The 24,987-nt window shown below is 70.6% G+C and carries 25 protein-coding genes; 12 read left to right on the top strand and 13 right to left on the bottom strand.

Annotated features, from left to right (window positions below; translation table 11 throughout):
• The first annotated feature begins 12 nt into the window (after nt 1–12).
• On the top strand, nt 13–591 hold the full coding sequence (locus ACQP2T_RS12220; protein WP_363996670.1) for a GNAT family N-acetyltransferase: 579 nt from the start codon (nt 13–15) through the stop codon (nt 589–591).
• 12 nt (nt 592–603) lie between these two features.
• The gene (locus ACQP2T_RS12215; RefSeq protein WP_433516249.1) at nt 604–3,144 is read left to right on the top strand and encodes a hypothetical protein; all 2,541 of its coding nucleotides are present in this window, start codon (nt 604–606) and stop codon (nt 3,142–3,144) included.
• A 105-nt stretch (nt 3,145–3,249) separates the two neighbouring features.
• On the opposite strand, the gene ACQP2T_RS12210 is transcribed toward ACQP2T_RS12215, so the two are convergent.
• The 6 genes from ACQP2T_RS12210 to ACQP2T_RS12185 all read right to left on the bottom strand — a co-directional run bounded on the left by ACQP2T_RS12210 (nt 3,250) and on the right by ACQP2T_RS12185 (nt 10,229).
• Nucleotides 3,250–4,134 (bottom strand): hypothetical protein, encoded by an 885-nt coding sequence (locus ACQP2T_RS12210; RefSeq protein WP_433516248.1) that lies wholly within the window; start codon nt 4,132–4,134, stop codon nt 3,250–3,252.
• Nucleotides 4,135–4,308: 174 nt separating this feature from the next.
• Nucleotides 4,309–4,683, bottom strand: coding sequence for a VOC family protein (locus tag ACQP2T_RS12205; RefSeq protein ID WP_433516247.1), 375 nt, complete (start codon nt 4,681–4,683; stop codon nt 4,309–4,311).
• Nucleotides 4,684–4,728: 45 nt separating this feature from the next.
• Nucleotides 4,729–6,909, bottom strand: a complete 2,181-nt coding sequence (gene secA2 / locus ACQP2T_RS12200) for an accessory Sec system translocase SecA2 (RefSeq protein WP_433516246.1) — start codon at nt 6,907–6,909, stop codon at nt 4,729–4,731.
• 167 nt (nt 6,910–7,076) lie between these two features.
• On the bottom strand, nt 7,077–8,135 hold the full coding sequence (locus ACQP2T_RS12195; RefSeq protein WP_433516245.1) for a DMT family transporter: 1,059 nt from the start codon (nt 8,133–8,135) through the stop codon (nt 7,077–7,079).
• Nucleotides 8,136–8,305: 170 nt separating this feature from the next.
• Nucleotides 8,306–9,118 carry an SAM-dependent methyltransferase gene (locus ACQP2T_RS12190; RefSeq protein ID WP_433516244.1) on the bottom strand — a complete coding sequence of 271 codons (813 nt, stop codon included), beginning with the start codon at nt 9,116–9,118 and terminating at the stop codon, nt 8,306–8,308.
• Between the two features lie 40 nt (nt 9,119–9,158).
• Nucleotides 9,159–10,229 carry an acyltransferase family protein gene (locus tag ACQP2T_RS12185; protein ID WP_433516243.1) on the bottom strand — a complete coding sequence of 357 codons (1,071 nt, stop codon included), beginning with the start codon at nt 10,227–10,229 and terminating at the stop codon, nt 9,159–9,161.
• Between the two features lie 166 nt (nt 10,230–10,395).
• Here ACQP2T_RS12185 and ACQP2T_RS12180 point away from each other — a divergent pair, with 166 nt between their 5' ends.
• Nucleotides 10,396–10,740 carry a PRC-barrel domain containing protein gene (locus tag ACQP2T_RS12180; RefSeq protein ID WP_433516242.1) on the top strand — a complete coding sequence of 115 codons (345 nt, stop codon included), beginning with the start codon at nt 10,396–10,398 and terminating at the stop codon, nt 10,738–10,740.
• 115 nt (nt 10,741–10,855) lie between these two features.
• On the opposite strand, the gene ACQP2T_RS12175 is transcribed toward ACQP2T_RS12180, so the two are convergent.
• Entirely contained in the window at nt 10,856–11,371 is a 516-nt protein-coding gene (locus ACQP2T_RS12175; RefSeq protein WP_433516241.1) for a hypothetical protein, read from the bottom strand.
• A 167-nt stretch (nt 11,372–11,538) separates the two neighbouring features.
• Here ACQP2T_RS12175 and ACQP2T_RS12170 point away from each other — a divergent pair, with 167 nt between their 5' ends.
• The 3 genes from ACQP2T_RS12170 (at nt 11,539) to ACQP2T_RS12160 (ending at nt 14,196) form a co-directional block, all read left to right on the top strand.
• Nucleotides 11,539–12,024, top strand: a complete 486-nt coding sequence (locus tag ACQP2T_RS12170) for a DUF1360 domain-containing protein (RefSeq protein ID WP_433516240.1) — start codon at nt 11,539–11,541, stop codon at nt 12,022–12,024.
• A gap of 101 nt (nt 12,025–12,125) precedes the next feature.
• Nucleotides 12,126–12,275: a GPGG-motif small membrane protein gene (locus ACQP2T_RS12165; RefSeq protein ID WP_165959640.1), complete on the top strand. Its 150-nt coding sequence runs from the start codon at nt 12,126–12,128 to the stop codon at nt 12,273–12,275.
• Nucleotides 12,276–12,411: 136 nt separating this feature from the next.
• Nucleotides 12,412–14,196 carry a SpoIIE family protein phosphatase gene (locus ACQP2T_RS12160; protein ID WP_433516239.1) on the top strand — a complete coding sequence of 595 codons (1,785 nt, stop codon included), beginning with the start codon at nt 12,412–12,414 and terminating at the stop codon, nt 14,194–14,196.
• A 53-nt stretch (nt 14,197–14,249) separates the two neighbouring features.
• Here ACQP2T_RS12160 and ACQP2T_RS12155 read toward each other — a convergent pair whose 3' ends face one another.
• The 3 genes from ACQP2T_RS12155 to ACQP2T_RS12145 are packed head-to-tail and all read right to left on the bottom strand — an operon-like array spanning nt 14,250 to nt 16,256.
• Nucleotides 14,250–14,975 (bottom strand): metallophosphoesterase family protein, encoded by a 726-nt coding sequence (locus ACQP2T_RS12155; RefSeq protein ID WP_357950678.1) that lies wholly within the window; start codon nt 14,973–14,975, stop codon nt 14,250–14,252.
• Nucleotides 14,968–15,216 (bottom strand): BON domain-containing protein, encoded by a 249-nt coding sequence (locus tag ACQP2T_RS12150; RefSeq protein WP_433516238.1) that lies wholly within the window; start codon nt 15,214–15,216, stop codon nt 14,968–14,970. Before ACQP2T_RS12150 ends, ACQP2T_RS12155 begins: the two co-directional genes overlap by 8 nt.
• Nucleotides 15,217–15,263: 47 nt before the next feature.
• Nucleotides 15,264–16,256: a DNA topoisomerase IB gene (locus tag ACQP2T_RS12145; protein WP_433516237.1), complete on the bottom strand. Its 993-nt coding sequence runs from the start codon at nt 16,254–16,256 to the stop codon at nt 15,264–15,266.
• Between the two features lie 55 nt (nt 16,257–16,311).
• Between ACQP2T_RS12145 and ACQP2T_RS12140 the strand changes: the two genes are divergently transcribed.
• From ACQP2T_RS12140 to ACQP2T_RS12130, 3 genes are read left to right on the top strand one after another with little or no spacing between them, the layout of a single operon-like run.
• Nucleotides 16,312–16,587, top strand: a complete 276-nt coding sequence (locus ACQP2T_RS12140; protein ID WP_433516236.1) for a hypothetical protein — start codon at nt 16,312–16,314, stop codon at nt 16,585–16,587.
• A 5-nt stretch (nt 16,588–16,592) separates the two neighbouring features.
• Complete coding sequence (locus tag ACQP2T_RS12135) at nt 16,593–17,657, top strand: SDR family oxidoreductase (protein ID WP_433516235.1); 1,065 nt, start codon at nt 16,593–16,595, stop codon at nt 17,655–17,657.
• 47 nt (nt 17,658–17,704) lie between these two features.
• Entirely contained in the window at nt 17,705–19,531 is a 1,827-nt protein-coding gene (locus tag ACQP2T_RS12130) for a transketolase (RefSeq protein ID WP_433516234.1), read from the top strand.
• Nucleotides 19,532–19,576: 45 nt separating this feature from the next.
• On the opposite strand, the gene ACQP2T_RS12125 is transcribed toward ACQP2T_RS12130, so the two are convergent.
• Entirely contained in the window at nt 19,577–19,858 is a 282-nt protein-coding gene (locus tag ACQP2T_RS12125) for a hypothetical protein (protein WP_433516233.1), read from the bottom strand.
• Nucleotides 19,859–19,969: 111 nt separating this feature from the next.
• Here ACQP2T_RS12125 and ACQP2T_RS12120 point away from each other — a divergent pair, with 111 nt between their 5' ends.
• From ACQP2T_RS12120 to ACQP2T_RS12110, 3 genes are all read left to right on the top strand, one after another.
• On the top strand, nt 19,970–20,524 hold the full coding sequence (locus tag ACQP2T_RS12120) for a GNAT family N-acetyltransferase (protein ID WP_433516232.1): 555 nt from the start codon (nt 19,970–19,972) through the stop codon (nt 20,522–20,524).
• A gap of 92 nt (nt 20,525–20,616) precedes the next feature.
• Nucleotides 20,617–22,488, top strand: a complete 1,872-nt coding sequence (locus ACQP2T_RS12115; protein ID WP_433519761.1) for a protein kinase domain-containing protein — start codon at nt 20,617–20,619, stop codon at nt 22,486–22,488.
• Nucleotides 22,489–22,686: 198 nt separating this feature from the next.
• Nucleotides 22,687–23,631, top strand: a complete 945-nt coding sequence (locus ACQP2T_RS12110) for a sugar kinase (RefSeq protein ID WP_433516231.1) — start codon at nt 22,687–22,689, stop codon at nt 23,629–23,631.
• A 115-nt stretch (nt 23,632–23,746) separates the two neighbouring features.
• Here ACQP2T_RS12110 and ACQP2T_RS12105 read toward each other — a convergent pair whose 3' ends face one another.
• Both ACQP2T_RS12105 and ACQP2T_RS12100 read right to left on the bottom strand, forming a co-directional pair.
• The gene (locus ACQP2T_RS12105; RefSeq protein WP_433516230.1) at nt 23,747–24,247 is read right to left on the bottom strand and encodes a DUF4232 domain-containing protein; all 501 of its coding nucleotides are present in this window, start codon (nt 24,245–24,247) and stop codon (nt 23,747–23,749) included.
• Nucleotides 24,244–24,930, bottom strand: coding sequence for a hemerythrin domain-containing protein (locus ACQP2T_RS12100; protein ID WP_433516229.1), 687 nt, complete (start codon nt 24,928–24,930; stop codon nt 24,244–24,246). The genes ACQP2T_RS12105 and ACQP2T_RS12100 overlap by 4 nt, the downstream gene beginning before the upstream one ends.
• Between the last annotated feature and the right edge of the window lie 57 nt (nt 24,931–24,987).

Genomic DNA, 24,987 nt, shown 5'->3' with positions numbered 1-24,987 from the left:
AGGGTGACCGCTATGACCGCGAACCTGCCCTCCCCTGTGGTGCTCGAGAACGATGTCGTCCGCCTTGAGCCGCTGACGATGGAGCACATTCCCGACCTGTTCCTGGCCGGTGGCGGGGATGAGGAGGTCTGGCGCTGGATGCCCGCCAAGCCGCCGCAGGCGGAGTCGGAGCTGGCAGGGCTCGCCCAGGGCCTCATCTCGGACGACAAGCACATCCCGTTCGCGGTCGTGCTCAGGTCGTCGGGGCTGGCCGTCGGCTGGACCACCTACGGCGACGTGCCCGGGTTCGAGAAGAGCATCGAGATCGGCTGGACCTGGTACGGCCGGACGGTCTGGCGTACCGCTGTCAACACCGCCTGCAAGGTGTTGCTCATCGACCATGCTTTCGACAAGCTGGGCTACAACCGCGTCTTGCTCAAGACGGACGTCCTCAACCTACGTTCGCAGAACGCCATCAAGCGCATCGGCGGTGTGCACGAGGGGACGCTGCGCCGCCAGCGCAGGAGGCCGGACGGCACCTGGCGTGACACGGTCTATTTCGGCATCCTCGAAGAGGAGTGGCCGGACCACCGAGCTCGCCTGATCCGTTAGCGAAAGGGCCGCATGACCGACCGGCTGGGGGGCTACTGGTTAGGCTCCCGGCTCGGCGGTGCGGTCCATGACGCTTACGACGAGTCGGGCACTCGATATGCGCTCACCCTCCTCCCCACACGGCCCCCGGGCCCCGTCAAGGCGGCCTTACAGGTCCGGTCGCTGTGCGTCGCGCGGGTGGTGGACGCCTGTCTCGACGGGGAGGCGCCCTATCTGGTCAGCGAGTACGTCCCCGGGCCGACGCTGGCGGAGGTGGTCGGGCGGCGGGGGCCGTACGGCGGGGACGACCTGTACCGGCTGGCGGTGGCCACGGCGACGGCGCTGGCGGCGATCCACGAGGCCGGGGCGGTGCACGGAGGGCTCACGCCGGACCGGGTCGTCCTGGGGACCGAGGGGCCGCGGCTCGTCGGGCTCGGGACCGCGACCGACGGGAGTGGGGCGACGGGGGATGTGCGGGATTGGGGCAGGCTGCTGGTGTTCGCGGCATACGGCCCCGCACCACCCGACGGGCTGAACCCACCGCCGGACCGAACCCCCGCCCAGCCCGAACCGCCCGGTCAGGCCGGTCAGGCCGGTCAGGCCGGTCAGGCCGCTCAGCCCGCTCAGCCCGCTCAGCCCGCTCAGCCCGCTCAGCCCGAGCGGCTGCTTGATCGGTTCGATCGGCCGCTCCGGGAGCTCGTGCTGGCGGCGTTGCGCCGGGATCCGGATCGGCGGCCGAGCGCGCACCAACTGCTGCTGTCCCTGCTCGACGTGCCGCAGTCCCAGCAGGGCCGCCTGCTCCCGCCGGAGCCGGTGGACGACCCGCCGCTGGGCGCGCGGGCCGAACGCCTCTATCTCCAGCTCAGCCGGGCGGACCAGGACCTGGTGCCCGAGGTGTTCCTGCGCCTGGTCGGCATGGCGGCCGACGGCACCGACACCCGCCGTCACGCCACCCGTACCGAGCTGGTCACCGGCCGCCCTCCTGAGCAGGCCGCCATGGACCGGGTCCTCAGGGCGTACACGGAAGCGGGGCTGATCGACCAGAGCGACGCGGGCACCGACGGCGTGGTCATCGCCCAGGCGGCGCTCCTGCGGGCCTGGCCGCGCCTGCACGAGTGGCTGGACGCCGAACGCGACGGCCTCGCCGTCCACCGCGACCTGACCAGGGCGGCGCGGCGGTGGGAGTCGGGCGGGCGGCGGGAGAGCGACCTGTTCCAGGAGGACGACCTGGACCGGGCGCTGGCATGGGCGGCGAGCGGGCGGCGGCGCGTGACGCTGAGCGCCGCCGAGCAGGCGTTCCTGGACGGCGGACGGGCGCTGGTACGTGGCCGCGCCCGCGGTCGGCGACGGACCATGGCGGCCCTGGCGTCGGTGACCCTCGTGGCGGTCCTGGCGGCGGTCGTCGTCGCCGTCTGGCGCGAGGGCAGCGCCGACGGGCGGCTGGACCAGGCGATGGCGAGGGTGGCGGCGTCCAGGGCGCGGGCGCTGCGGGCGGCCGACCCGGTGACGGCGCGCCGGCTGAGCCTGGCCGCGTGGCGCCTGGCCCCGGTCGCGGAGGCCCGTGCCGCGCTGGCGGACTCGGCGGCCGATCCGGCGGTGGACGTCTTCGCCGACCCGTACGGCGGCCCGCACTCGCTCGACGCCCTCAGCGACGACGGCACCCGGCTGGCCGCCCTGACCGACGGGACGATCCGGGTGTACGACCCCCTTTCCCGCATGCAGCTGGCCATGACCGCCGCTCCCGCCCAGAGCGTGCGGGCGCTGGCCTGGTCCCCCGACGGCCGGACCCTGGCGCTCGTCGGCGTCGACCGGTCCTACCTGTGGGACACGACCTCGGGCGCGGGCGTGGGACGGCCCTTCGGCCGGGGGCTGGGCGCGCCGGGGCAGCAGGCGGCCTGGTTCAGTCCGGGGGGCGGGCTGCTGTTCGCCGCGGCCCGCCAGTCGGGCGAGCGATGGGCCTGGAACCTGCGGACCGGCCGGGCCGCGTTCGTCGGCCAGTACGCGGTGGTGGGGCCGCGAGACAAGGTGGCGCTGGTGTTCGCGGGGACGCGTTCGGAGGTGGTCCGCCTGTCCGGCCGTGGCGCCCGTACGCCGGCGCCCTGGCTGGACCGGATGCCGTGGGAGTACACGGTGTTCAGTCCCGAAGGTGAGCGGGTGGCGATCGCCGAGGAGACCGGCGTGCAGATCTACACGCTGGACGGCGTGCCCGTGCTCCCGGCCCGGCTCCGGCCGTCCCCCGGCAGCCTCACCTTCAGCGCCGACGGCCAGCTCCTGGCCAGCACGGACAGCGACCGCGTCCGGGTCTGGCGGGTCGCGGACGGCACCCGTCTCACGGACCGCCAGGTCCCGGCGGCCGGCGCCGACCGTCCCGTCCAGGCCGCCCTCGCGCCGGGCGGACGCTGGCTGCGCGTACTGGCCGGCCACGGCACGGTCCTCACCATCGACCTCGCCCACGCGACCCCGCCCCCGGATCCGGCCGGGTCGGCGGCGTCGATCTGCGGCCGGTACGGCGGGCTGTCCCAGACTGATTGGGACCGTTATCTGGCAGAGGTGCCGTATCGACCGGTGTGCTAGCTCACCCCACACCACGTGCAGGTGCTCGCGTGCGCAGGCGGCTCGCGCGCCGGTGGCCGCGTGCGTAGGTCGCCGCGTGCCCGGGGATGGCGCCGGCCTCGCGGATCACACCAGATCTGATGTCGCGGTCAATGAACGAGATGCTCGGGTGCCGTCCACCCCGACAGGCTGGGAGTGATCAGGGGCCAGCCGCCCAAGTGTGATCGTTCCCCCGATGGTGAGTGCGGCCGCCAGCACGGCCGGGATCGCCGTGGACGGGCTCGTCGGGAGGGGTTCGCCGAGGAGGATGGCGCCCGCGAGCACCGAGGTGATCGGGTCAACGGCCTGTACGCCCGCGTACGCGATGCCGAAGTAGCCCACCGCGTAAGAGCGTTGCAGCATCACGACCGCGCCGATCAGCAACACAGGTATGACGAGTGTGAACCAGTGCAACAGCCTGCCCCAGTCCCCGTCCATGCCACCGCCGACCGCCCTGACGAACGTTGACACGCTCGCGGTCACGGCGCCGGCGCCCACGGACAGGACGAGGGCCTTGCCGGGTCCGCGCAATCTGTTGGCGAACAGTTCGGCGGCGAGCACGATCAGGCCGATCACGACGATGAAGCCGATCGCGGGCCCGGTGCCGAGATTCGGTCGGACGTTGTGCGCCGGGACCAGCACCATGAGCCAGAGCAACCCGACGGCCACCGCGATGGAGCCGAGGATCTCCGCCTTGTACGGGCGGCGGCCGTACATCAGCGCGGCGAGCGGCACGGCGAACACCAGAGTGGCCACACTGATCGGTTGCACGGCGACCAGCGGCGCGAGGCTCAGCGCCACGGCGTGCAGGGACGCGCCGGCGAAGCCGATGACCCCGCCGATCCACCAGCGAGGACGCCTCACCAGCCTGAGGGAGGCGCCCTCCGCTACGGCTTCGTACTGTTGCAGCGCCGCGCCGAACGCGTATCCGAGTGCCCCGGCCAGCGCGATCACGAGACCGACCCAGGTCATCGGCGCCCGCGCAGGGACATGGATCCTTCCAAGAGCATTGCACCAGCTTATGAGGGAAGCTAAGTGCTTGAATCATCCTTTTGGCCAGACATTCCTCATCACGGACGTACTGCCGCACCAGTCCGGCCCATCACCCCAGCCACACGGCGGGACGCCGGGATATGTCAGGATTTTTCAGGACTTCTCGGGGCAGACGCAGAACGCGTGCCCCTCCGGGTCCTGCAGCACGATCCACCCGATCTTCCCGTCCGTGACCCCGGGCTGGAACGCGGGCTTCGTGGCTCCCAGGGCGATGTACTCCTCCACCGCCCGCTCCACGTCCGGCACCCGGAAGTCGAGATGGAACTGCTTGTCCGAGCTGGGCCACTCCACCGGCTTGCGGTCGGCGACGCGGCCGAAGTAGATGTTCGTCGTCCCGTCGCCCACCGCGGCGTACTCGTCCTCGGAGTATTGGATGTCCAGCCCGGTCACCTGGTGCCAGAACTCGGCCAGCCTCTTGGGCTCGGCACAGTCGATGGTGAAGGCGATGAGCTTCGCGTGAGTTGTCATGATGGAAGGCTCGCAGGCATACCTGCCATCTTTTGTCAGGTATGCCTAGCCGCGACGAGTGGCCGATGTCACACGCTTGAGGATCCTGTCCCACTCCGTACCGAACGGGTTGTCCTGCACCAGATAAGTCCAGGTCGCGGTGGGCCGCTTGAGGTCGGGCTCCGGCGCCTCGAACGATTCGACCGAGCGGCGTTCGACCTCCGACAGCAGCGACTTGTACTCCGCCACGGCCTCCCGGTGGAACTCGTCGATCGGGCTCATCCGGCCGAGCGCCCGCAGGTGGATGCCCTCGCGCAGGTCGGTCAGGAACGCCAGGTGCTCGGTCCAGCAGCGGTCGATCGCGTGCAGCACGATCTGCCTGGCCGTCTCGTCGCGGGTGTCCTCCGGTAGCGCCTCCCAGCGCTCGGGGTCGGCCTCGGCCAGCGCCTTGGCCGCCGAGTCGCCGTGCAGGACCTTGTCGCGCCACTCCAGGATGAGCTCGCGCTGGTGCTCCAGCAGACGGGTGTAGCGCCACGTGTTGCGGTGGATCTCCAGGTTCACGCCCTCGGCGACCCGCTGGGCGTGGGCCACGAGGTAGGGGCCGCGGCGGTGGCGTACCAGGCCGTCGGCGTCGGCCGCGGGCGGGCGCTCGTCGGGGACGAACTGGGTGATGAGGTCGTCCTGCATGCTGACGAAGAACACCGAGGCGCCGGGATCGCCCTGACGGCCCGCGCGACCGCGCAGCTGGTCGTCCAGACGGCTGCTGGCGTGGCGGCCCGAGCCGATCACGTACAGGCCGCCCAGCTCGGCCACGCCGTCGCCGAGCCGGATGTCGGTGCCGCGGCCGGCCATCTGCGTGGAGACGGTGATGGCGTCGCGCTCGCCGGCCTTGGCGATGATCGCGGCCTCTTCGGCGTCGTTCTTGGCGTTGAGCACGACGGGCTCCAGGCCGCGCCGCTGCAGGAGCTTGGCCAGGTTCTCCGACTCGGCCACGTCCAGCGTGCCGATGAGGATGGGCCGGCCGGTGGAATGCGCCTCCTGGATCTCCTCGACCAGCGCGGCGTCCTTGTCCGGGACGGTCGGATAGATGCGGTCCGGCTCGTCCTTCCTGACGCACGGCCGGTTGGGCGGGATCACCGCGACCTTGAGGCCGTAGAACTCGCCGAGCTGCTCGCTGACGGCGACCGCAGTGCCCGTCATCCCGGAAATCTGCGGATAACGCCGGATCAGGCCCTGGACGGTGATCGAGTCGAGGATCTCGCCCTTCTCACTCGGCGGCAGCGTCTCCTTGGCCTCCACGGCCGCCTGGAGGCCGTCGGGCCAGCGCTGGAGCACGGCCACCCGGCCGCGCGAGGGGTTGATGAGCTGGACCTTGCCGTCGCGCACGATGTAGTCGACGTCGCGGGTGAGCAGGGCGTGGGCGTGCAGGGCGAGGTTGAGCTCGATCAGCGTGCCGGGCTCGTTCTCGTCGTACAACTCGACGTCCAGCATGCCCTCGACGCTGTCGGCGCCCTTGGTCGTCAGGTAGACGTTGCGCGCCTGGTCGTCGATCTCGTAGTGGTAGCCCCGGATCAGCTGCCTGACCAGCGCGGCCATCTCCGGCACCGCGCTGCCCTCGTCGGCCGCCCCCGCCATGACCAGCGGCACCCGCGCCTCGTCCACGAGCACCGAGTCGGCCTCGTCGACCAGCGCCACCTCGGGCGCGGGCACGATGATCTCCGCCGCGTCGGTGCGCAGCCGGTCGCGCAGCACGTCGAAGCCCATCTCGCTGACGGGTCCGTACGTGACGTCCCGCGCGTAGGCCGCGCGCCGCTCGTCGGGCGTGGAGTTCTGGTCGATCCAGCCCACCGAGACGCCCATGGCCTCGTAGAACGGCGCCATCCACTCGGCGTCGCGCCTGGCCAGGTAGTCGTTGACGGACATCACGTGCACGCGCTTGCCCTGCAGGGCGTAGCCGGCCGCGGCCATCGCCCCCGACAGCGTCTTGCCCTCACCGGTCGCCATCTCGGCGATCTTCCCGTCGAGGAGGGCGAGCGTGCCCAGAAGCTGCACGTCGTACGGCCTGAGCCCGAGCGTCCGGTCGGCCGCCTCCCGCGCGACGGCGCAGAACTCCGCCAGATCATCCATTTTCGGCCTGGGCAACTCTTCGAGCGCGCCGACGCGTTCGGCTCGTTCGCCCGCCGCCTTGACGATCTTTTTGTACGGGCTGAGGTTCACCCCGCCCGGACGATCCAGGAGGTTTCTCACTATTCCGGAAATCGACGCCACAATCCCTCCAACGCATGCTTTGTCAGCGCCGTTCCCATTTAGTGTCAAGTGCGCTCTATCGGGAGCGGAGCGACGGTACGGCAAGCATCGCCGTACCGGACCCTAACTCATAGGACGCCCGCAATCGCCACTCCGCTCCGCGATCACTAATCCTTCTCTGTAGTACGCCCTGCTTGAACGGCCGGAACCACCACCGCCGCCAGCAGCAACGCGCATCCGCACCACGCCATGGGCGTGAGCCGCTCACCGAACAGCACCACGCCGAGCACGGCCGCGCCGACCGCCTCGCCGAGCGAGATGATGGAGACGGTCGTGGCGTTGAGCGCGGTCAGGGCGCGGAAGAACAGCCCGTACGCGAGCGCGGTCGGCACGGCGCCCAGGTAGAGCAGCAGGGCGACAGGGGTCGCCCCGGCCGTCGGCAGCACCCCGTCGACCAGGGCGAACGGGGCCAGGCAGGCGGCCGCGACGGCAAATCCGCCCATGGCCGTGCGCTGGGGGTCGTCGCGGTGGTGGCCCGAATGAAGGGTCCGCGTATGGAGGGTCCGCGAAAAGACGGTCACGCCCGCGTACCCGGCCGCGGACACCAGAGCCAGGATGATCCCGGCCGCCCGCCCGATGCCGACGCTCTCACCGGAGAAGGCGCTCTCACCAGCGAAGGCGCTCTCACCGGTGAGGAGGAGCAGGCCGCCCAGCGCCGCGACCAGCGCGGCGAGCGCGGTGCGGCCGATGCGCTCGCCCAGGAGGAAGCGGCTGCCCAGGGCGGTGAACACCGGCGTGGAGCCCATCGTGACCACCGTGGCGACGGCCACGCCGGACTGGGATATCGCGCCGAAGTAGGCCGTCTGATAGACGGCCATCCCGAACCCGACGACCAGAACCCGCCGGTCGAAACGCGCCCACAGCGCGGAAGGGCGACGCCGGCCGACATCACCCGGCCTGACGACGGCCGACCGGCCGACGGAAGACCGAACGGCGGCTCGCCGAACGACGACTGGCCGGAGGATGGACGGCCGAAGGGCGGTCGAGGTCAGGCGGGTGGTGACGTACAGGAAGGCAGCCCCCAGAAGGTAGCGCCAGAACGAGACGTCGACGGGGCCGAGCCCGCCCGACTGGAAGAGCAGGGAACCGGCGGCGCCGCCGGTGCCCCAGGCGGTCGCGGCCACGGACATGAAGAAGGCGCCCCGCCGCGCGGAGACATGGGACATGACTGATCTCTCCGGATGGAGTGGTGGAAGTGGGCCCGGCGCGCGGGCAGCAGCCACCCCCAGATCTGGTCAGATCCGGAAAAATCGGGAAAAGCCGCCCGCTACTCGGCGGGCGGAGGGGAACAGATCAGTCGACGCGGCACGACGCCCACTCTAGCGCCGACAGCGATTCAGCGAGGTTTGCGGGCCACGCCGCCCAGCAGGAGCGCCTCCCACGTGGCCAACGGCCCCGGCAGCCGCTCGTCCGGCCGCCACTCCGGGAAGTGCACCACCCCGGGCTCCTCCAGCACCAGCCCGTCGAAGAAGCGCTCGACCTCCTCCCGCGACCGGAAGTAGCCCGTCCCCATCGTCGCGTGCAGCATGGCTTCCAGCGCCTGGGCCTGCGGGCTGACCGAGGCCAGCATGTTGGACGCCGCCAGGTAGCTCCCGGGCGCCAGCGCGTCCATGTACCGCTTGACCAGCCCGTGCGGATCGTCCCTGTCGGGGAACAGGTGCAGCAGCCCGATCGCCATCAGCCCGACGGGCTGCGAGAGGTCGATGAGCCGCGTCAGTCTCGGATGGCGCAGCACGGCCGCCGCGTCTCTGGCGTCCTCGGTGATCGCCAGCGCGTTCTCGTTCCCGTTCAGGATCGCCCGCGCGTGCGGCTCGACCATGGGGTCGGAGTCGACGTACACGACCCGCACGGAGGGGTCGGCGAACTGGGCGACCTCGTGGGTGTTCTCGATCGTGGGCAGCCCGGACCCCAGGTCGATGATCTGCCGGATCCCGGCCTCGCGGACGAAGAAGTCGACGACCCGGCCGACGAACGCGCGGTTGCACCAGACGAGGTTCACCACGTCGGGCACCGCCTCTTTCAGGCGGCGGGCGATGGCCCGGTCGGCGGCGAAGTTCTCGGTGCCGCCCAGGAGGGCGTCGTGCACGCGCGCGACACTCGGCGTGGTGCTGTCCACGCCGGGAGGCGCCCACTCGGACCCGAGAGTCACCTGTCCCCTTTCACCTCATCTGTGACGCGGATGTTATCCGCTAGCTGGCCATTCCGAAACTGCTGGCCACCTCGGCGGGGCGCCGCCGGGGAGCCAGCAGGCGCTTGAGCGCGGGGGCCAGCGGCCGTTCGACGAAGCGGTGCACGCCGTAGGCCGCCACGCACATCACCGCGATGAGCCCGAAGAGCAGAACGTACTTGTCGACCGCGCCGCCGATCCTGTTGAACACGATGAAGCCGACGTGCGCGTGCAGCAGGTACAGCGGGTACGTGAGCGCGCCCGCGGTGGCCAGCCACGGCCTGGCCAGCGGCCCGGTCACCCGGAGCGCGACCAGCGTCATGACCGCGAAGAGGGCCACGACCACCAGCACGATGACCACGGGGCGGTATTCGACCGAATAGCGCTCCCCCACCGCGGCCGCGTAGCCGAGGGCGCGGTAGACGGCGTTCCCCAGGCAGAGCGGGACCAGGACCAGCACCTGCCTGCTGGGCCCGAACTTGTAGAGCATGAACAGCGCCATCCCCGCGATGAAGTAGTGCGCGAACTCCGACTGCACCAGCAGATCGGCCATCCGCGGCAGCACCCCCGCCTCGACCGCGAGCGTCAGCCCGAGCCAGGCCCACAGCCCCGCCAGCACCCGGCCCTTGGTCATCCCGATCCACGCGAACACCAGGATGAGCAGGTAGAACCGCATCTCCGCCCACAGCGTCCAGTAGACGACGTCGACGTTCGCCACGTCCGGCACCGCCTGGAACATCGTGAGGTTGGCCAGCACCTGCCCGAAGGAGACGGAGAAGATCCCGGCCCCCAGCGTCACCGTGACCAGGGTGGTGACGGCGAGGCCCACCCAGTACGCCGGGTAGAGCCTGATCACCCGGGACACCACGAACTCGCGCGGGCTCCTGCCCCAAGCGCTCATCAGCACGACGAAACCGCTGATCATGAAGAACAGGTCCACACCCAGGTAGCCGTATTTGGACCAGGCGCTCTCGGCCGCGAAGGCGACCGGGCTGGTGCCACCGACCCGCCCCGAGAACGTGTAGTGGAAGAACACCACGCACAACGCCGCCAGCAATCGGAGCCCGTCGAGTTCGTACAGCCGATTCTTCATGTGATTCGCCCCCTTCGTCATGAGGAGGGTCGCCCAGCCGCCTTGACGGCTCATTGACAGCCGCTATACGAGAGCGCGGTGTTTAGCGGCCAAGTGTTTAGCGGCCACAGACGGGGTAGCGGAGGGCCTGCCCGAGAAAAGACGAAAGACGGAGAGAGGATGAGCCATGGAGCTCTGGGACTATCAGCCTGACGTCTACAATCGCGGCCAGAGTCTGGACCTCGTGGGTTACCACGTCCAGGCGACGGACGGGAAAATCGGGTCCGTCGATGAGGCCACGTACGAGGTCGGCGAGAGCTACATCATCGTCGACACCGGCCCGTGGATCTTCGGCAAGAAGGTGATGCTCCCCGCGAAGGTCGTCACACGTATCGACCCGCAGGAGCGCAACGTCCACGTCTCGCGTACCAAGGCCGAGATCAAGGACGCGCCCGAGTTCGACGAGGGCAGATTCAAGGAGCCCGAGTACAGGACGCGGCTGGGCGACTACTACGGCCGCTTCCCGCACTGAGCTCCCCGCACGAGACGAGAGCCGCGCCCGACCACGGGCGCGGCTCTCGCCGTCTCACGACCGCCATCTCGGCCGCCGTCGCGACCGCCGACGCGACGACCGTCGCGGCACACGGTCACGGCCAGTGCGGGTCGCCGTTCGCCTTCACCGGCGCCTCCAGCACGGCCAGGCGTTCGAGCAGCGTGATGAACGTCGTGGCGTACGGCGATCCGGCGACCACGGCGGCCGCCCGGGGCCAGTCGACCTGCTCGCGCAGGGCCCGCACCTGGGGCAGCAGCGCCCCGTAGTCGCAGGCGTGCTCCGACAGCGGCAGCAACCACGAGATCACCAGGTCGGTCGCCTCCAGCACAGGCACGATGACCGCCGACGCCGTCATCGGCTCGGCCCGGTCGAGAAGCTCGTCCGTGATCGGCTGGTCGGACACCCGGAAGATCAGATCGACCAGCCGGTCCTCGTCGAATGCCTTGACCAGCCAGTCCTCCGGCGGTTTGGCGGTCTTGAAGCCGATCCCCCGCAGGGCCTCCAGCGCGGCCGGCACGTCATGTTCGGTCAGCACGAAATCGACATCGTGCAGCGAAGGGGCCGCGCCCCTGGCATAGGCCGCACAGCCGCCCGCCAGGGCGAACTTCACCCCCGCGTCCTTCAACCCGGAGCTGGCACGCTTGAGTGTGTCGAGGATGGCATCAGTGACCGCATGACTATGGCTGCCCATGGGATCGGGCTACCCGGACGATCGACAAGTAGGCGTTACCCCGCGCAGCCGAGTAGAGGCGGAAGCCGAGGGTAGCGCCTGCCCCTATGACCGACTTCCTGGAGCAGACAGAACGGGACTACGAAGGCGAGCACGACCGGCCGCTCGGCACGTACGCACGGATCATGGCCGTCTACGGCGGCGCGGTGGCAACGGCGGTGGCGGCCGCCGCGCTCACCGGGCGACGGCCGCCGGAGCACGTCGGGTTCATGGACGTGGCGCTGATGGCCGCCTGCACGCACAAGGTGGCGCGGCTGATCGCCAAGGATCCGGTGACCAGCCCCATACGGGCGCCCTTCACCCGCTACGAGGGAGTGAGCGGGCCCGCCGAGCTGAAGGAGACGCCCCGCAACACGATCGGCGAACTGCTCGGCTGCCCGTTCTGCATCGCCCAGTGGGCGGCGACGGTGTACGCGGCCGGGATGGTCTTCGCGCCCCAGTTCACCCGGCTGGCGGGTGCGACGATGACAGCGGTCGCCGTCGCCGACTGGCTCCAGCTGGGCTACGCCAAGCTCATCAAGGCGACCGATTAACGAGCCCCTTCGCAGGCCAAGAAATTGGCTTATACACCTTTCTACCTGGTGGTTCGGAGAAAAGCATGTTAAAGCCGATGACGTGAGGGCAGAGGCGGCTCATGGCTACTTTGCTCTGGATCATCGCCGTCATACTCGTCATCTCCGGGATCTATGTGATCCTGGCCCGGCGCGACCTTCTCTGGGGAATCGTACTCATCGTACTCGGCTTCCTGGTGGGTCCCGGTGGTGTCAGCATCTTCAATGTGTAAGGGGCGGGACGCCCCGTCACACCGTCCCCTCCACTGGGCCGGTCCTCGAGTCCGGCCCAGTGGACTGTCCACTCTTTGCTGAAATATCGCAACGTATGCACCTCTTTCCCGCCCTCTGCTAGGGAATGGGAAGGATGTGAGCAACTACCCGCCGTTCGGCGGCCGCTACGACTGTGGCGCGGCGGCCGCCGGGATTCGCGAGCTGCTGACGCGGCTACGTCGCCGGATGCGTAACGAGGCGATCGTCGACGAGGCCACCGCCCGGCTGGCGATACGGCTGAACGTCAGGCCCGCGGAAGCCGCCGACGAGCTGTCACGGATGGCGCACGACAGCGGGATCTCGCTCGTCGAGGTCGCCATGGGGGTCGATCGGCCGCCCGACAAGCCCGTCGAGCCGCCGAAACTGCCCGGCTGGGTCATCGGAGTCCTCGAAAGCGTGCACGTCCCGGCGTGTTTCCTCACCCCCGTACGCGACGCCACGGGCCGCGTCGTGGACTTCCTGATCGCGGCCGCCAACCAGCAGGCCGGCGAGCCGGCCGATCGGACGCCCGAGGAGCTGCGCGGGCGCCGCCTCATCGAGACCAGTCCCGGCGCGGCCGGCTCGGGGCTGTTCGACGACCTCCTGCACGTCCTGGAGACCGGTGAGACGCTGCACCGGGGGCCGCTGGAGTTCGTCGAGGCGCGGGACCACATGCTCTGGCCGGCCACGATGACCGTCCGCGCGGTGCGCATGGACAACGGCCTGCTGGTCACCTGGCGCCCGCTGGACGATGAGGAAGTGCTGGTCGCCGGCTGGGAACGGGCGCAGCGGCTGGCCGAGCTGGGCTGGGGCGAATGGAACCTGGCCACCGAGCGGACGCTGTGGACGCCGCAGATGTACGAGATGTTCGGCAGGGAGCACGGCGAAGGACCGCTGCCCCTGGAAGAGCTGCCCCTCGTGGTGGTGCCCGAGGACCTGTCCATCGTGGACGACCAGTTGCGCACACTCCTGGAGCACAGCGAGGCGGTCGAGACGGAGTTCCGCATCCAGCACCGGCATGGGTTGCGGCATCTCAGCGTGGTCAGCGAACCGGTCCTGGACACCGACGGGCTGCCCATCAAGGTGCGCTTCCTCGTCCAGGACGTGACCAAGAACCGGCGCAGGGAGCGGGCCCTGGCCGTCGCCCACGCGCAGGCCTCCCGGCAGCGGGAGCGGGCCGAGGAGGAGCACCGCGTCGCCGTCCAGCTCCAGAACACGATCCTGCCGGTACGCCGGGGGCTGATGCAGTTGCCCGGCCTGTCCATCGGGGTGCGCTACCTGCCCGGCGAGGAGCTGGCCCGGCTGGGCGGCGACTGGTTCAAGGCCCGTCCCATCCCCGACGGCAGGGTGCTGCTGGCGATCGGCGACGCGATGGGCCACGGTCTGGCGGCGGCGAGCCTGATGCTGCAGATGCGCTCGGCGCTGGCCGGCCTGGCCTACACGCACGCGCCCGCCAACCAGCTCACCACCTGGCTGAACGACCTGCTCGTCCACTCCAACGAGGGTGTGACCGTCACCGGCACCGCGATCATCGGCCACTTCGACCCCATGGACCGCACGCTGACCTGGACGAACGCCGGCCATCCGCCGCCGATCCTGGTCAGGAACGGCCACGCCGAGCTGCTCGAAGGCGTGCCCGGCACCATGCTGGGCGCCTTCGAGGCCGCCCAGTACGGCCTGGCCACCACACAGCTGGAGGCCGACGACACCCTGGTGCTCTACACCGACGGCGTCATCGAACGGCGCAGCCATGACCTCGACGCCGGGATCGCCGCCCTCGCCCAGGCCGGGAGCCAGTGCGTCGGCGACGACCCGGAGAAGATGATCGACTGCGTGCTGTCGCACCTGGGCGGCCGGGCCTCGGACGACGACGTCTGCATCGTCGCCGCCCGCATCCTGTGATCGATGAGGCCTCGGGTCAGCCGACCGCATCCTGTGCTCGATGAGGCCTCGGGTCAGTCGCAGTCGTCGAGGCAGTAGACCCCGTACGCCCTGCCGAGCACCGGCAGGGCCACGTTGCGGACCCTGATCCCGCCCGGCGTCATGCCCTTCTCGGTGCCCTTGTGCGCGTGCCCGTGCACGAAGAGGTCCGCCCCGGCGGTGTCGACCGCCTCGGCCAGCAGGTAGCTACCGAGAAACGGGTAGATCTCGGGCGGCTCGCCCTCCAGCGTCTCCTTGATCGGCGAGTAGTGCGACAGCACCAGGCGATGGTCGGCCTGAACCTCCTTCAGCGCCACCTTCCACGCCTCGGCGATGTGCCGGGTGTGCGCCACGAAGTTCTTGATCTCCCGCTCACCGAACTCGCTCGCGCTCTTGCCCGCGAACCCGCCGCCGAAGCCCTTGCCGCCGACCACCCCCAGCTTCGTCTCGCCGCACTGGAGCACGGCGCCGTCGTCGTCGAGCACCGTCACCCCGGCGTCGCGGAGCTCAGAAGCGATCTCGTACTGCTGGTCGGAGTGGTAGTCGTGGTTGCCGAGCACGGCGACGACGGTGACGGGCAGGTCGCGGAACTCGTCGGCGACCACCCGGCCCTCCGCCAGCGTGCCGTGGCGGGTCAGGTCGCCCGCCAGCATCAGCACGTCGGCGCGCTCCTCGATGCCCTCCAGATGTTTCCGGTAGTGGCCACGGCTGTCCTCGCCCAGGTGAACATCCCCCACGGCCGCTATACGCAGGTCAGTCAAGGTGCTCATCCTCTCCGGGCTCGGTGATTTCCACGATCTTGATCTCGTTGTGCAGGTGGAGGGCCGGCGCCGTCTCGTGGGCCACCGCCCCGAGCCGTTCGCGCTGTTCGGCGCCGTCCACCTGGCCGCGCAGGAACAGCTGATCGCCTCTGATGTCGACCCGGATGCCGAGCTCGTGCGTGCGCGCATCCTCGGCCAGCGCCCGCTGGACCCTGGCCGCGACGTACTGCGGAGCTTCCATCGCAACTTCCTCCTTCTCCAGACGCCGCATGCCCGGAGGAAAACCACTCAAACGGCGCGTACCAGGCTGATGACCGCCCGTTCGACCGGGCCACGCGTGGCCAGCTGGCCGAAGCCGGCGTCGGCGCCGAGCTCGGTCAGCGCTCCCGCGATCGTCTTGCCCCGGTCGTACGCCTCGACCACCCGCGGGTCGACGTAGGACTCGCGGGCGACCGTGGGGGTGTTGCCGAGATACTCGGCCACCTCCTTCATCACCCGCGTGACCGCCCGCTTGCCGGTCCCGGCGTGGGTGGAGACCGCCAGCCCCACGGCGGCCAGCACGGTCGCGTGCCAGGTGCGGAAGTCCTTCGCGGTCACCTCGTAGCCGATCGTCTCGCGCAGGTAGTCGTTGATGTCCTCGCTGCGTACGTCGGCCCAGCCACCGTTGTGCCGGTAACGCAGCAGCTCGCCGTCGGCTCTGAGCCTCTTGAGCGATCTGATCACCGCGCACGCCCCCGGGTCGGCCACCTCGGTCTCGCGGGAGATGTCGCCCTTGGCGGGGTACGAGCAGGTGATCACGTCCTTGCCGCAGGACACGTGCTCCATCTTGAGCGTCGCCAGGCCGTAGGAGTCGCAGCTTTCGCCACCGACCCGGAAGAAGCCGACGTCGAGCAGCCGCGCGGCGGCGGCGAGCACCCGCTGCCTGGTCAGCCCGCGCCCGGAGAGCTGCTTCTCGACGCGTCCACGGAAGGCGGGCAGCCGCTCGGCCAGCTCCAGCACCCGGTCGAACTTCTCCCGGTCCTGCTGCTCACGCCAGTCGTCGTGGTAGCGGTACTGCCTGCGCCCGGCGGCGTCGGTGCCGGCCGCCTGGAGGTGCCCGTCCGGCGAGGCGCAGATCCACACGTCGGTCCAGGCCGGCGGGATGGCCAGCGCCCTGATCCGGCTCAGCGTCCCGGCGTCGCGCACCGTGCCGCCGCCGGGCCGGTGGTAGCTGAACCCGCGACCGCGCCGGCGGCGCGCGATACCCGGCTCGTTCTGGTCGCTCGGCCGTAGTTCAGGCACGCCGGCGCGGCTACCCACGACGTTAAGCGGCAAACGGCGGGGGCAGGTGGGCCATATGCCTGAGAACAGCCATATGCCGGAGAACAACGGTTGGGAAGAGAGCCGGGATGAGCGATCCCACGCGATGGTCCCCGCGACACCGCGCGATGTGGCGCACATCAGGGTGGGCTCCTTCATCTTGATGTTCCTGTTCGCGTTCGCCGTGCTCGGCGTCATCGCCAGGGCCCCGGTGATGACGGGCATCGCGGTCGTGGCGGCGATCGCCACGGTCATTGACATGGTGCTGGCCATCCGGCGGCAGCACCGCGGTAGATCAGGAGAGGCGGGTTGACCTTCATGGCGCCACAGAGTGCCGAGAATCTGACCACCAAGACGGAAATCACCGACGACCTCCGTGGCCGCGTGGTCGTGGTGACGGGCGCGAGCGGCGGCGTGGGCCGCGCCGTGGTGCGCGAACTCGGGACGAAGGGCGCCAAGGTGGCACTGATCGCCCGCGGGACGACCGGCCTGGGCGCCGCCGCCGTGGACGTCGGCGTCGCGGGCGGGAGCGGGCAGGTCTATGAGGCGGACGTGGCCGAGTACGACCAGGTACGTCAGGCGGCCGAGCGCATCGAGGCGGAGATCGGCCCGATCGACGTGTGGATCAACGTGGCGTTCTCCTCGGTGTTCGCCAGGTTCTCCGACGTCTCCCCGGAGGAGTTCGAGCGGACGACCAGGGTCACCTACCTCGGCTACGTCTGGGGCACTCGGGTAGCGCTCGATCTGATGCGGCCCCGCAACAGGGGCGTCATCGTCCAGACCGGCTCGGCCCTGTCGTATCGGGGGATCCCGCTGCAGTCGGCGTACTGCGGGGCCAAGCACGCGATCAAGGGCTTCACCGAGTCTGTACGGGTCGAGCTCCTGGCGGCCCGCAGCAACGTCAAGATCACCATGGTGCAACTGCCGGCGGTCAACACGCCCCAGTTCGACTGGGTGCTCAGCAAACTGCGCCGCCACCCGCAGCCGGTGCCGCCGATCTACCAGCCCGAGGTCGCGGCCCACGGCATCGTGTACGCCGCCGAGCACCCGGAGCGCAAGGAGTACTGGGTCGGCGCCACGACCGCGGCCACCCTGGTCGCGCAGCGGATCGCGCCCGCCCTGGTGGACCGCTACCTGGCGCGGACCGGCGTGGACTCCCAGCAGACGGACGAGAAGCCGCGCAGCGACGCGGCCAACCTCTGGACGCCCGTGGACGACGACCGCGACTACGGCGCGCACGGCAGCTTCGACAAGCGCTCGCACGCCCGCAGCCCGCAGCTCTGGCTGTCGCAGCACCGGCGCGCGGTGCTCCTCACCCTGGCCGCCGCCGCGACGGCGACCGGCCTCGCGGCCCTCGGCCGGGGCGGCAAATCCGGGCGTTAAGCAAGCCAGAGGGGGTAGGCGGCGGGGCAACCACGAGGAGGGACCTGATGCCTGATCGCGATCTGCATTTCCTGTCCGAACTCGCCGCGCAGTTGCGTGTGGACTCCGTACGCGCTTCGGCCGCCGCCGGTTCCGGCCATCCGACCTCGTCGATGTCGGCGGCCGACCTGATGGCGGTGCTGTTCGCGTGCCACTTGCACTATGACTTCCAGAACCCCGGCAACCCCGCCAACGACCATCTCATCTTCTCCAAGGGTCACGCCTCGCCGCTGCTCTACTCGCTGTACAAGGCCGCGGGCGCGATCACCGACGATGAGCTGCTGTCGTTCAGGAAGCGTGGCAGTCGTATGGAGGGCCATCCGACGCCCAAGTTGCCCTGGGTGGACGTCGCCACCGGCTCGCTCGGGCAGGGGTTGCCCATCGGGGTGGGGGTGGCGACGGCCGGGCGGCTGGAGCGCCTGCCGTACCAGGTGTGGGTGCTCTGCGGCGACAGCGAGCTGGCCGAGGGGTCCATTTGGGAGGCCGCCGAGCAGGCGGGTGCCGAGGGGCTGGCGAACCTGACATTGCTCGTGGACATCAACCGGCTGGGCCAGCGCGGCCCGACGCGGCACGGCTGGGACACCGGCGCGTACGCCCGCAGGTTCGGCGCGTTCGGCTGGCACACGATCGAGATCGACGGGCACGACCCAGGACAGATCGACTTCGCGCTGAACGACGCCTGCAACACCCGCCGGCGGCCGACCGTGATCCTCGCCAAGACGCGCAAGGGCGAGGGCGTCCTGGAGGTGGAGAACCGCGAGGGCGCCCACGGCAAGGCGCTCAAGGACCCGGACAAGGCCATCGGGGAGCTGGGCGGCGTACGGGACGTGCGGGTCGAGGTGCGGCCGCCCGAGCCCAACGGGGAGCCGTTCCGCTTCCACAACGGACAGCTGGCACTGCCCGCGTACAAGACCGGCGACGAGGTCGCCACCAGGGACGGGTTCGGCGCGGCGCTGGTCGCGCTGGGCGCGGCCCGTGGCGAGGTGGTCGTGGTCGACGGCGAGGTGGCCGACTCGACCAGGACCGAGGACTTCGCCAAGGAGTTCCCCGAGCGCTTCATCGAGTGCTACATCGCCGAGCAGCAGCTTGTCGCGATGGCGATCGGCCTTCAGGTGCGCGGCTGGATCCCCTACGCCGCCACCTTCGCGGCCTTCCTGACCAGGGCGTACGACTTCATCAGGATGGCCGGGGTGAGCCACGCCTCGATCAGGCTGGTCGGCTCGCACTCCGGCGTGTCGATCGGCGAGGACGGCCCGTCGCAGATGGGGCTGGAGGACCTGGCCATGATGCGCGCGGTGTACGGCAGCACGGTGCTCTACCCGTGCGACGCCAACCAGGCCGCCGCGCTGACGGCCGCGATGGCCGACATCTCAGGGGTGTCGTACCTGCGTACCACCCGTGGCGACCTGCCGGTGATCTACGAGCCGGGCGAGCGCTTCCCCGTGGGCGGCTCGTCCGTGCTACGGCAGTCGGCGGCGGATCGGGCCACGATCGTGGCGGCCGGGATCACCGTGCACGAGGCGCTCGCGGCGGCCGACGAGCTGAGCCGCGAGGGGATCCCCGTGGGCGTGCTCGACATGTACTCGATCAAGCCGATCGACACGGCCACGCTGATGGAGGCGGCCACCACCACCGGCACCCTCATCACGGTGGAGGACCACCGGCCGGAGGGCGGGCTGGGTGACGCCGTGCAGGACGCCGTCAGCGAGCTCGGGCCGCGCGTGGTGAAGCTGGCGGTACGGGAGCTGCCCGGGTCTGCGACGCCGCGGGAGCAGCTGGCAGACGCCCGCATAGACCGCCACGCGATAGCCGAGGCGGTCAAGCGGGTGCTGTGAGAGGGGTCGGGGGGGTCAGCCGGCCCGCCGGCTGACCTTCTGGATTTACAGGGGCGGCTCGTCATAGCGGCGACGTTCCTCGTACACATGGGTCCGGCGAGCCTCGGGCTCCTCGTAGACGTCGTGACGGACCACCGGCTCGTCGATGGGGGCCACGGCCCTGCGGGTCACGCTGATCCGGTAGATCCCGAACAGCAGGCCGACCACACCACCGAGCATGAGGATGACGCCGACCACGTTGATGTCGATACCGGCAAGGTCGAATTCGACGGCCCAGGTGAGAATCGCACCGAGCATGATGAGGATGATGCTTCCGGCGATGGTCATGTTTTTTACCTCCTTGACAAGAGGAACCTCTATCCCCATGTCGAAAAACAAACCAGCGGTCATGGCCGGGTCGGGTTTGCCCCTGCTGACCAGGCTTGATAGTGAGGGGGGATGTTCGCTGAAAAGCCCACCCTCCAGGGCGATCGAGTGACCCTGCGCCCGGTCGGCCCCGAATACGCCCACGATCTGTTCGAGCTGGTCACCGACCCCGAGGTGCGGCGGCTGACCGGCTCGCACGGCGAGTTCGACCGGGAGGCCAGCCGCCACTGGTACGCGACGAGGAGTCAGCACGCCGACCGTCTCGACCTGGCGATCATCGCGGAAGGCGGCTTCGTGGGCGAGATCGTGCTCAACGAGCTCGACGCGGGCAACCTCGCGTGCAGCATGCGGATCGCGCTGATCGGCGCTCGCGCGTTCGGCAAGGGCTACGGCACGGAGGCCATCGAGCTGCTGCTCGGCCATGCCTTCACGACGACGCCGCTGCATCGGATCGGCCTGGAGGTCTTCGCCTTCAACGACCGCGCCAGGCACGTCTACAAGAAGGTGGGATTCGTCGAGGAGGGCGTGCAACGTGACGCGCTGCTCTGGGACGGGGAGTGGCATGATGCCATCACCATGTCGGTGCTGCGGACCGAATGGCGGCCAAGATCAGAAAGCCTGACATAATGATCATGACGCACGGGTCCTCCGGGGCGCGCGGGGGACCTGTGACGTCTTGCAACCAAATCACGATTTCGTGCATCTAAGCAGCAGTGACGATGCGCTTGGTGCCCGGTGACCCCGAGAGACTTGGCGGCTACTGGCTGGCCGGGCGGCTTGGCGCGGGCGGGCGCGGGGTGGTCTACGACGCCTACAACGACGAAGGCCGCCGGTTCGCGATCAAGGTGCCTCGGGGCGAGGTCACCAGACAGCTCGCCGAGGCCGTCGGCCTGATCAAGCCGCGCCACCTGGCCCGGGTGGTCGGCGTCGGGCTCGACAGCGAGAGCCCCTACATCGTCAGCGAGTTCGCCGACGGGCCCGATCTGCGGCAGGCGGTGGCCGTCCACGGGCCGTACGCGGGTGACGAGCTGCTCGCGCTCGCGCTCGCCCTGGCGACCGCGCTCAGGACGCTGCACGAGGCGGGCATCACCCACCGCGACCTGAAGCCCGAGAACGTGCTGCTGGCCCCCGACGGCCCGCGAGTGATCGACTACGGCATGGCGGCCGGCGACCCGATCGGCAGGCGGCACACCTACCTGGCGCCCGAGGTACTCACCGGGCAGCGGGCCGGGACGGCGGCCGACGTGTTCGCCTGGGGCGCGGTCGTGCTCTACGCGGCCACCGGCCGCGACCCGTTCCAGGGCGAGAGCCTCGGCGCGATCATGCACCGGCTGCTGACCGTCGACCCGGATCTCGGCGAGCTGCCGCCGCGGCTGCGCGACCTGGTGGGGCGCGCCCTGGCGAAGAACCCGGCCGACCGGCCCTCCGCCGAGGAGCTGCCGGCGCGCGGTCCGGCCGAGCTGCGCCGGCCCGGCGGACTGACCGGACCGCGCTCGCTCGGCGAGGTGGCCGAGGAGGTGTACGCCTCACTCACCCCGGCGCAGCAGGGCGAACTGCCCGGCCTGCTGCTGCGCCTGCTGGACGGCGAGGAGGTCAAGGACGACGGCGACGAGGGGAGCGTGCTCACCCGCCTGGTCGCCGCCGGCCTGCTGGTACGGCTCAGCGTCCGGGTCGAGCCCGTCACGACCGAGGTGGGCAAGCTGGTGGCGATCAGCGACGACCGGGTCGCCCCGGCCAGCGCCGCGCTCTTCCGCGCCTGGCCCCGGCTGCGCGACTGGGCGGCGCACGACGCGGCGACCCGCCGCTCGGGCGACGCGGCGACCCGCCGCTCAGGCGGCGTGCCGACCCGCCGCTCAGGCGACGCGCCGGCCCGGCGGGCGAACGGCCCGGCGGCCCGGCGGGCGGCCGCCGCTCGCGAAGACGACGCGCTCCGGGCCAGCCCCGTCTTGAGGCCGGGCCCCATCTCGATGCCGGACCTCACCTCGATGGCCGACCTCACCTCGATGTACGTCGGCCACCGCGCCATGCTGACCGACCTGCGGCGGCTCGCCGAGCTGCTGACCGGGCCCGCCGAGCTCGGCGCGGCCAAGGGCAGGGCGGTGCGCGGCTTCACGGCCTCGCTGCTCACCCAGGTCGACCACCACCACGCCAACGAGCGCGAACTGCTGTGGCCGGCCATCGAGCGCGCGGCGGGCCAGTCCGTCGACCTGACCGGCTACACCACGGGCCACCCGGCGTTCGGCCCGCTGCTGGAGCGCTGCCGCGCCGCGCTGAGCGGCGATCCGGGCGCGCTCGGCCGGGAGCTGGGCGAGTTGCTGGAGCCGCTTGAGGAGCACCTCGCCGAGGAGGAGTCCGAGCTGTTCCCGATCGTCTTCAGGTTCGTGCCGTTCGACGCCTATGTACGGGTGGAGCGGCAGGTCACCAGGCGGGCCACGCTCCGCGAACTGGCCTTCACCACTCCGTGGCTGCTCCGCCACGCCACGCCCGAGGAGGCCGCGCTCCTGCTCAAGAGGGCGGGCCGGCCACTGCGCCTGCTGGCGGCCGCCACGAGGCCGGGCTACACCCGGCGCGAGCGTCAGATCTTCGGTTAGCCCGGGCGCCGGGCTAACCGAGCGCTTGGCTGGCCCGGCACTTCACCGGCGCCAGCGTGATGCCGCTCCTGGTCGGCGGGTAGCGTCTTCGGTTCCCTGTGTTTACCTAGGTAAAGCGGACCGGCGGGTAGCCTGTGGGGCGGCCGAACGTCCCCACGGCGGCACCGCGCATCTTCGAACAGCTGGGAGCTCGACTCGATGACCGATCTGGTGACCTTCGGTGAGACCATGGCGCTGTTCGCGGCCCGGCGCACCGGTCCGCTGCGCTTCGCCCGCGACTTCGACCTGGGTGTCGGCGGCGCCGAGTCGAACGTGGCCATCGGTGTCAGCCGCCTGGGTCACAGCGCCACCTGGATCAGCCGGGTCGGGGCCGACGAGTTCGGCGAACTGATCCGCTTCACGCTCCAGGGCGAGGGCGTCGACGTACGGACCGTCACGGATCCGGGGGCGCCAACCGGCCTGATGATCAAGGGCCGGCGGACGGCCGACCTCGTCGACGTCCGCTACTACCGCGCGAGGAGCGCCGCCTCCCGGATCACGCCCGAAGACGTCGACCCAGCCCTCATCCAGGCCGCCCGGGTACTGCACGTCTCCGCGATCACCCCGGCCCTGTCGGCGTCCGCCCGCGAGACCGTACGGCGGTCGATCGCCGTGGCCCGCGCCGCCGGGGTGTTCGTGTCGCTGGACATCAACTACCGCCGGGCGCTGTGGACGCCCGAGGAGGCCGGCGCCTGGCTGCGCGAGACGATCGGCGACGTGGACGTGCTGTTCGCGACCGAGGCGGAGGGCCGGCTGGTCACCGACGTCGAAGGGGGCGTCGACCTGGCCAAGGCGCTCAGCTCGCTCGGTCCCGCCCACGTGCTGGTGAAGTCGGGTGCCAAGGGGGCTCTGGAGTTCTCGGGCGGCTCGGTACGGCAGGCTCAGCCGTACCAGGTGACGGAGGTGGACCCGGTCGGCGCCGGGGACGCGTTCGCGGCCGGGTGGCTGGCCGACTGGCTGGCCGGCGCGGACGCCGACCAGCGGCTGCGCACGGCGTGCGCGGCGGGGGCCTTCGCGGTGACCTCGCAGGGCGACTGGGAGAGCCTGCCCAGCCGGGCCGACCTGAACCTGCTCCAGCGACCCGCCGACGGGGTCAGCCGCTAGCCACCCCACCCCACCCCGGCACGACCGCGCCTGCGCCGGTCGGATTCCTGACCGGCATGCCGTCAGGGCCGCCGGTCGGTCACTCGATCGGTGTGACGTCAGGGCCGCCGGTAGGTCACTTGATCGGTGTGACGTCGAGTCGGCCCTGGTCGCACACGCGGTCGACGACGAACGCGATCTCCGTGTGCGCACGCTCGTCCGGCGGGATGACCATGAGCCGGGCCGCACCCGGGCAGGCGGTCTCGGTGCCGGTCTCCACGACCGTCCAGTGGAGGTCGGCGCGGGCACTGCCGCCAGGCTTGAGCGTCACCTTCGGCCGCGCTCCCGGTGTCCGGCGGACGCGGGTCCGCAGGGCGTCACTCTGCTTGTCGAACATCACCAGCCCCGGATAGCCCTGCAGGGTGCACGCGGCCCGCGACCGGTTGGTGAACACCAGCGGCGCGTTGCGGTTGCCCGCCCCGGCGTCCACCCGGCCCAGGCGCACCTGGAGCTGGGTCGTGGAGCAGCGCTGCGGGGCCGCGGCCGGCTGCGCCATCTCCTGTGCCAGCGCGGGGCCGGCGCCGCCGATCAGCAGCAGCCCGCCCACGAGTGCGGCGGCGATCCTGAACGTCTTCATGGGCTTTTTGACGCGTGCACCACACCAAAAGTTCTAAACCGGACTTTCTGGCATTCGCGCCGGTATTGCCGCTGGCCGATCAGCCTCCACAGGACACGGGCGGCCATCGGCATCAGGCGGAGAAAGGCCTCGCGCTCCCATGGCGTGGCGTCCTCCAGCAGCGCGCCCAGGTTGACCAGCAGCCGGTCCTTGGGCAGCTGGGCGCGGGCGTACTCCGAGAGTGTGTCCCATTCGGCCTTGGTCAGGTGCGCGGCCACGAGTGGCAGGATGCGCTCCTCCTCCTGGTCGAGGTGGACCAGCAGCTCGTCGTGGAGCAGCGTCAGCGTGTCGGCGAGCCGGTCCCTCCGGTCGGCGTCGGCCTCGGCCCGCCAGGCGGGCAGCAGCTCCTCCAGCACGGAGATGTGGCCGGCGACGCGCTCGTGCTGCTCCTCCATCGTGCGGATGAGGGCGCCCTCCAGCCGTACGCGGCGCAGGAGCACCGGCCAGAGCAGCTTGTCCTCGGCCTCATGGTGGTGGTGCAGGCCTGCCAGGATCTCGCCCAAGTACGCGGCCAGCGTGGCGGCCCGCTCGGTGTCGCCGGGGGCCACCTGCCGGATCAGCTCGGGGGCCAGCCTGAACTCGCGGCGGAACACGCGGTGGACGACCACCATCTCCCAGATGGCAGGGGCGTTGTCAGTAGTCACCAGGACAGGATGGCGGAGACCGATTGTCATACGATTGTCCGCTGATGCAAGCCTTAG

Source organism: Nonomuraea sp. CA-143628 (assembly GCF_050942315.1).
Taxonomy (GTDB): domain Bacteria; phylum Actinomycetota; class Actinomycetes; order Streptosporangiales; family Streptosporangiaceae; genus Nonomuraea.
The sequence above is the reverse complement of the archived record's forward strand: the minus strand, read 5'-3'. Positions and strand labels throughout refer to the sequence as shown.